Origin of the sequence: Methanocalculus sp. (assembly GCF_029762515.1) — an archaeon.
In the GTDB taxonomy this organism is placed as follows: Archaea; Halobacteriota; Methanomicrobia; order Methanomicrobiales; family Methanocorpusculaceae; genus Methanocalculus.
Genome location: NZ_JARVGN010000096.1, coordinates 1 through 6,297 on the forward strand (window position 1 = coordinate 1; position 6,297 = coordinate 6,297).

The following is a 6,297-nucleotide window of genomic DNA, read 5'->3' on the forward strand; positions in this document are numbered from 1 at the left end:
TTCTGCTTTGAGCATGCGTGCCTTCTCAACCTGGAAGGGGTAACTCACCATGGCGACGACGATTGCACCCTGCTCTTTTGCGATCTGAGCCACAACAGGGGCCGATCCGGTTCCGGTCCCTCCACCCATTCCTGCAGTGACGAATACGAGATCTGCTGATTCAAGGAGGCTCTCAAGGGTCGGCCTGGCCATCTCGGCTGCGCGTCTGCCAACATCCGGGAATCCGCCGGCTCCAAGGCCTTTGGTCAGGGATTTGCCGATCAGGACTCTTTTATCGGACTGAACCATATCAAGGTGCTGTTTATCGGTGTTGATTGCGATCGTCTCAGCACCATTCACCTGCATATGGTGAAGCCGGTTTACTGTGTTGTTTCCTGCGCCGCCACACCCGATGATGACAATGCGTGGATTGCCAAGCATCTCATCATCATCGATGATCGATGATTTAACGCGGTCTTTCTCAATCTCTGCGTGTTTTAGAGCTTCATTTATAATTGTCTGCATACTACAACCCCTCATTTAAATTTTTAAAGACGTGACCTGATCGCTTTCGCGCATTACCCGATCTCCGTGCTTGGATAGGAGTTCCCGTACTGCATATCGAACCGCTTCAGATACGGTTGGGAATTCTCCGGCCGCTACCAGTTTCTCCAGCATTTCGACCTGTTGCCTGGGTAATCGGATGGTGATCCTGTCCATTTCTCACTCCAGTCAGACAATTGTCATACATTAATAAGCTAATTGTCAGACATTAAGCGCACAATCGTCTGATCTTACTAATCAGATAAATGTAGATGTATCGTTAATGTATATATAGTTTACGAAAAACTACGGAAGCGCCCCTGAACAGCCTTTTCAGAACCCTTTTAATCAGAACAATGCAAATTAATTTGAGTATGATTCAACCCGCTTTCTTTGAGAATTGTTTTCATCAGATCCTTTCCTGGTGGCCTGCCCTATGAGGATCAAACACATGCCAAAAAGGCAGATACATGGTGGTATTATCAGGAATCTTCGCAGAGAAGGGCTGAAAAAAGATCTGCTGGACTTCAGTGCAAGCATGAACCCATTCCCTCCTGCTGTTGCATGGGAGCCAGGAGCATGTGATCTGGGCGATTATCCCGATGACACCTATCTTGATCTGAAGGAGGCGATTGGATCTGTATTTTCACGAAAAATCGAAGAGATCACCGTTGGCAATGGATCGGTCGAGCTGATCAGGATCTTTGCGCAGGTGATGGCACCCGCAGGGTCGCGGGCATTTATTGAGAGATCGACATTTGGGGAGTACGCCCAGTCTGTTCGTCTCGCCGGTGGTACAATTACCCATAATCCTGAAGACAGAGTTGATCTGCGGTATATCTGTAATCCAAACAATCCAACCGGCATGCTCCTTTCAAAAGATGCGATCAAACAAAGGCTGAAGGAGTGCCGGGATGAGGGCTCCGTCCTCTTTCTGGATGAGGCGTTCATTGATCTCTCGGATCCCGATCAGAGCATGGTGGATGAGAGGGATTCTGAACTCTTCATCCTCCGATCACTTACAAAGGCATTTTCTGTACCGGGCATCAGGTTTGGTTTTGGCTTTGGTGATCCGGATCTGATCGAAGCGATCGAAAGCACCCGTCCTCCATGGACTGTGAACAGATTTGCTGAGATATACGCAACCGAGGCTATCCGACATCTCCCGAATCTGGCAGAATCACGAAGAATGATAGCAATTGAGCGTGATTATCTCAACCAATCACTCTGCGCCATCGGTTACACTCCACATCAGTCATCTGCAAACTATATCCTCGTTGATGTGGGAGTGTCCGCATCAGATCTGGTCCGGCGTCTTCTTCGTGAAGGGGTTCTGGTGAGGGACTGCACATCATTTGGTCTCCCGGAATCGATCAGGGTTGCAATACGAGGGCATGAGGAGAATCAGATTCTCATTGAGGCATTATCTGCATGCGCGCCTTAATCATGGCAGGAGGAGTTGGATCGCGCCTTGACATGGGGGAAAAACCCCTTGTCAGAATAGCAGGCCGTCCGATGATTCGTTTTGTTATTGATGCATTTTTAGCAGCAGGTGTAACTCCGATTATCGTAACATCCATAAAAACGCCCTACACAAAAAACTGGTGCCGGGCACATGATATCCTGTTTGTCTCTACTGATGGCACGGGTTATATCGAAGATCTCGCTCAGGCAGTCTCAATTCTTGAAGAGAACGGTCCTTTTTTTGTAGCTGTCTCGGACATCCCCTGTATCCGGCCGGATATTATCTCTTACATATGGGAGGAGTATGCGATTTCAGGGATGCAGGCCTGCTCAACCTGGATCCCTCTCACTCTCTGCAGCTGTTTTGAAACCACGCCCCGCTACCAGATGGAGATTAATGGTGTCCCGGCAAGCCCGGCGGGAATCAATATCCTTGATGGTTCATGTATTCATGCGGAGCAGGAGGAACTCCGGCTCCTTCTCCATGATCCGGGGCTTGTATTCAATGTAAATACCCGGTTTGAGCTTGAACTTCTTGAAAAGCACTTTCAGTCACTCATGAAACGATGAGAAATGATCCCTTTTACAAGGAACGATTCGTCAGAATGCATATAACGAAAACTGCTGACTAGTATATATGAACCATTCGCGGGAGATCGAGGTCGAGGGTCATATCATTGATTCGGGCATTATGACACGGGTTTTTGACCGTATCATGGATATGGGGGGAGACTTTGAGATCATCACGTTTGATGTCGGAAAGAAGAAAGTTGATCCAAGCTTTGCCCGGCTCCGTGTCTTTGCCGAAACTGAGGAGAAACTCGACTTAATAACAAGCGAGCTTCATCGGTATGGTATACGCCTCATTGATGCTGATAATGTCAGGCTTCTTCCTGCGGAGGCTGACCGGGTTATTCCATCCGGCTTTTATTCAACAACCAATCATCCGACATCAATAAGGTATAATGATGATTGGATTCTGGTTGAGAACATTGAGATGGATTGCATAATCAAAGTAGATCCAAACAATTCGCGTGCTTTCTGTATCCCTCTCTCAAAGCTGCGAAAAGGTGACTATGTCGTCCTGGGTGAAGCGGGTGTCAGGGTTATCTATCCTGAACGGCCCCGGGAAACCGGCATGTTTGAGTTCATGCACGGGCAGGTCTCCTCTGAACGGCCAAGCGAGACCATCGTCAGAAAGATCGCAGAGGAGCTGCTGAAAGTAAAGGCAAAAGGGCAGAAGGTTGCTCTCGTCGGCGGACCGGCAATTGTTCATACCGGCGCAGGAGAAGCACTTGCAACCCTGATCCGGAAAGGATACATCGATATCCTCTTCAGCGGCAATGCCCTTGCCACTCATGATATTGAGAGCAATTTGTTTGGAACTTCCCTTGGAATGAATCTCAAAACAGGTGATCTCGTAACCGGCGGTCATAAGCACCATATTATCGCAATCAGCGAGGTGATGCGTGCCGGATCAATAGCAGCTGCCGTTGAATCCGGGGTGATCACTCAGGGGATTATGTATGAGTGCGTGAAAGCAGGTATACCCTATCTGCTCGCAGGCTCGATCCGGGATGACGGTCCTCTTCCTGATGTAATAACCGATGTTGTGGTGGCACAGGATGCAATCAGGGCCAATCTTGGTGATTGCGGGATGGTTCTCATGATCGGAACACTTCTCCACTCGATTGCTGTTGGCAACTGCCTGCCTTCCTATGTTAAGACGATCTGTGTGGATATCAACCCGGCGTCTGTTACAAAACTGATGGATCGTGGAACCAGTCAGGCGATAGGTGTTGTCTCGGATGCAGGGACATTCATTCCGGCTCTCCTTGCTGCACTCCAGCACCAGAAAGAGACGTCAAAATAAAAAAAAATTACCGGGTAAGGGGCATGCACCAGGGCATCTCATTGCCAAGGATATACTCCCACTCTTCTTTACAATCACAGCCTGTATCATATACGGCCTGGAGAAGGCTGCGATCAAAGCTCAGCGAATAAAGATTAATCGCATTTTTTATCTCCCGATCACATTCACCGCAGTTATGTGGTCCACGGGCAAACCCGCCCCCAACAGGATCACAACTGACCTTTTCATCGGTTGAGAGGAGGACATCAAGGGCACTCCAGAGGTATGGAGGCCGGTATGCTCCGCGTTTCCAATAGTACTCAACATCAGTTCGCTTCTGAACTGTGCAGAGATTCATTGACATCAAATCCGAATACGGTGCCGCCTCACGGATAGAGGTCTTCATATCTGCTATCGCTTCTTTTTCAGTCATGAAGAGTGGTTTCATCATCAGATATGACTTGACACCGACACCGGCTTCTTCTGCCTCTTTGGCTGCCCGGATAAAGTCGGCAAATGCCATTCCCTTGTCAATGCATTTCTCTCTGATTCGATCGTCTGTTGTCTCAAGCCCGATTGCAACATAGAGGGGCATCGTATGATCGCCGCAATCAATCTGGTCGAGGAATGAAGCAATTGCCGTCTGGGAAATATATTCGGCACGGGATTCGGCAATCGCAATTTTTCCCCTGATGAGCCTCCCAAGTTCCTCTCTCGCTTCCAGCGGAACTTCGTCAGGGTCAAAGAAACTCCCTGAGGTGAAGATCTTGATCACCTCGTAGTCATCGGAGCGATAATTCTCTTCGATCCACCGGATCTGGGCAATCATCCGCTCTTTTAATTCGCTCGTTTCTAATGAATGGTACCGTTCAAACCGGTATCCGCACATCCTGCACCTGTTCCAGCGGCAACCGCCGGATTTCAGAATAATGGTGAGTGTTTTTTTAATCTCGCCATCTATCAGGTCTTCCCCCATCCATGAGGCAAGGGGCTTCTCAACTGTTCGGGATACCATTAAAACCATATAAATATGATATCTCGATCATGAAAAAGATCGCACTTGCTGCCATTCTCCTCCTTCTCTGTATCTCAGCAGTGGGGGCATATAACTTCCAGTTTATCGGGCCGCCACGAGACTCAGGCAGTATTAACGGGAATGTCGGAGATATCATTACCCTTAGTGGGATCTCCCAGAACATACCTCCGGGCGTTACAATGACACTCTCTGTCACCGGTCCGGACAGTTACTATTCCAGCAGGAGTATGGTGATCCAGGATGGAGGGGTATTCTCAACGGAATTTGATACAACCGGGCTGAAAGAGGGTGATTACCGGTTTCAGATTCAGGCACCAAAATACTACGAGGTTTCACAGCCAAGAAACTGGGTTATCTACCACTTAACTGACCGGAGCCTTCTCCTGACGATGATATCTCCGGTTCGCCAGGACTATGATGGCTGGCTCTCTGTCAGTGGCTTGGTCGACGGCCTTGGCGCTGATGGGGTTGAACTGACAGTATATGGTCCATCAGGCAACTATTTCGGCCCCCAATGGGTATCGAGCGATCAGAGCGGCAGGTTCTATCAGGAGATATCAATAGACAGAGCGGGGGTTTATTCCGCTCGTATTGCCGATAGGAGAGGATTGATTGGAATGGTACAGATTCAGGTGATCCAGGAGATAGTATCCACCCCGGTCATCCCTACACGAACCCCGGAGCCTTCGATCATCTCTGCAAGCGCGACTGCCTCACGTGAAAATCCGGCATATTTTGTGATGCAGACGAGATCCGGGACGGCAACAATCAGCACTTCGCTTGGAATTGACTGGGTGATCGAGTATATCGATGAATCAGGGAATCACCATATCATCAATGAGTATGGGGCAGACAGGGCAGAGACATTTACCCTTGAAGGGAATGGCGGCATGATTCACATCAGGGCATACCCCGATGGAGCGGGAACCGGCACAGTCCATCTCTATGGCCAGAACATCGTCTCTTTAACCACAAGCACGATGGCTTCAGATAAGTTCGGAGATCTTGTGGATCCGGGGCATACGCCTGCTGAAGAGTCTCCGGCGTTTATCCTTATGCCCCTGGTTGCACTGGCAATTCTCGTCATTTGTCTGGTGAAGAAACCATAATCTCTTATTTCTAAAGAGCATATATGTGTACGGGCCGGGGTAGTCTAGTCCGGAAAGGCGGTGGCCTTGAAAGCCACTGGTGTTGCACCTCGGGAGTTCAAATCTCTCCCCCGGCGTTTTTATGACTCTTTTCTCTTATCTGACTCATTCATCCATCAGCCACATTCGTTCTCTTTATCACTTTGAGAAGACAAGAGGATCTTGAGGAATGGTTCATGTGTATTGCAGTGCCTGCAGAAGTAATTGAGATCAGGGATGGAAACATCGGACTTGTCGACTTCGGCGATCTTCAGCATGAAGTCAGGCTTGATCTC

At 48.9% G+C, this 6,297-nt stretch carries 7 protein-coding genes, 1 tRNA gene and 1 pseudogene; 6 read left to right on the forward strand and 3 right to left on the reverse strand.

Annotation, left to right across the window (positions count from 1 at the left end; all coding sequences use genetic code 11):
- Positions 1 to 504: pseudogene (locus tag QCH34_RS04770) on the reverse strand (cell division protein FtsZ); the annotation flags it as partial.
- A 15-nt stretch (positions 505 to 519) separates the two neighbouring features.
- The gene (locus QCH34_RS04775; protein WP_300330943.1) at positions 520 to 699 is read right to left on the reverse strand and encodes a ribbon-helix-helix domain-containing protein; all 180 of its coding nucleotides are present in this window, start codon (positions 697 to 699) and stop codon (positions 520 to 522) included.
- A gap of 274 nt (positions 700 to 973) precedes the next feature.
- On the opposite strand from QCH34_RS04775, the gene QCH34_RS04780 reads away from it, so the two are divergent.
- From QCH34_RS04780 to QCH34_RS04790, 3 genes are all read left to right on the forward strand, one after another.
- Positions 974 to 1,966: an aminotransferase class I/II-fold pyridoxal phosphate-dependent enzyme gene (locus tag QCH34_RS04780; RefSeq protein ID WP_300330945.1), complete on the forward strand. Its 993-nt coding sequence runs from the start codon at positions 974 to 976 to the stop codon at positions 1,964 to 1,966.
- Positions 1,954 to 2,556: an NTP transferase domain-containing protein gene (locus tag QCH34_RS04785; RefSeq protein WP_300330948.1), complete on the forward strand. Its 603-nt coding sequence runs from the start codon at positions 1,954 to 1,956 to the stop codon at positions 2,554 to 2,556. The genes QCH34_RS04780 and QCH34_RS04785 overlap by 13 nt, the downstream gene beginning before the upstream one ends.
- 67 nt (positions 2,557 to 2,623) lie before the next feature.
- Positions 2,624 to 3,859 carry a TIGR00300 family protein gene (locus QCH34_RS04790; RefSeq protein WP_300330951.1) on the forward strand — a complete coding sequence of 412 codons (1,236 nt, stop codon included), beginning with the start codon at positions 2,624 to 2,626 and terminating at the stop codon, positions 3,857 to 3,859.
- Positions 3,860 to 3,866: 7 nt separating this feature from the next.
- Here the strand turns inward: QCH34_RS04790 and QCH34_RS04795 are convergent, their stop codons facing one another.
- A complete protein-coding gene (locus tag QCH34_RS04795; RefSeq protein WP_300330954.1) occupies positions 3,867 to 4,853 on the reverse strand; it encodes an archaeosine biosynthesis radical SAM protein RaSEA in 987 nt (328 codons plus the stop codon).
- A 29-nt stretch (positions 4,854 to 4,882) separates the two neighbouring features.
- Between QCH34_RS04795 and QCH34_RS04800 the strand changes: the two genes are divergently transcribed.
- The 3 genes from QCH34_RS04800 to QCH34_RS04810 all read left to right on the forward strand — a co-directional run.
- Positions 4,883 to 5,983 carry a hypothetical protein gene (locus QCH34_RS04800; RefSeq protein ID WP_300330959.1) on the forward strand — a complete coding sequence of 367 codons (1,101 nt, stop codon included), beginning with the start codon at positions 4,883 to 4,885 and terminating at the stop codon, positions 5,981 to 5,983.
- Between the two features lie 33 nt (positions 5,984 to 6,016).
- Positions 6,017 to 6,099, forward strand: a tRNA-Ser gene (locus tag QCH34_RS04805).
- Between the two features lie 99 nt (positions 6,100 to 6,198).
- Positions 6,199 to 6,297 (forward strand): HypC/HybG/HupF family hydrogenase formation chaperone (locus QCH34_RS04810; protein ID WP_300330962.1); only part of this gene is annotated, 99 nt, incomplete at its 3' end.

Excerpts from the sequence above, each read along its gene's own strand:
- QCH34_RS04775 (WP_300330943.1), bottom strand. The coding sequence starts at position 699 with ATGGACAGGATCACCATCCGATTACCCAGGCAACAGGTCGAAATGCTG.
- QCH34_RS04780 (WP_300330945.1), top strand. The coding sequence starts at position 974 with ATGCCAAAAAGGCAGATACATGGTGGTATTATCAGGAATCTTCGCAGA.
- QCH34_RS04785 (WP_300330948.1), top strand. The coding sequence starts at position 1,954 with ATGCGCGCCTTAATCATGGCAGGAGGAGTTGGATCGCGCCTTGACATG.
- QCH34_RS04790 (WP_300330951.1), top strand. The coding sequence starts at position 2,624 with ATGAACCATTCGCGGGAGATCGAGGTCGAGGGTCATATCATTGATTCG.
- QCH34_RS04795 (WP_300330954.1), bottom strand. The coding sequence starts at position 4,853 with ATGGTATCCCGAACAGTTGAGAAGCCCCTTGCCTCATGGATGGGGGAA.
- QCH34_RS04800 (WP_300330959.1), top strand. The coding sequence starts at position 4,883 with ATGAAAAAGATCGCACTTGCTGCCATTCTCCTCCTTCTCTGTATCTCA.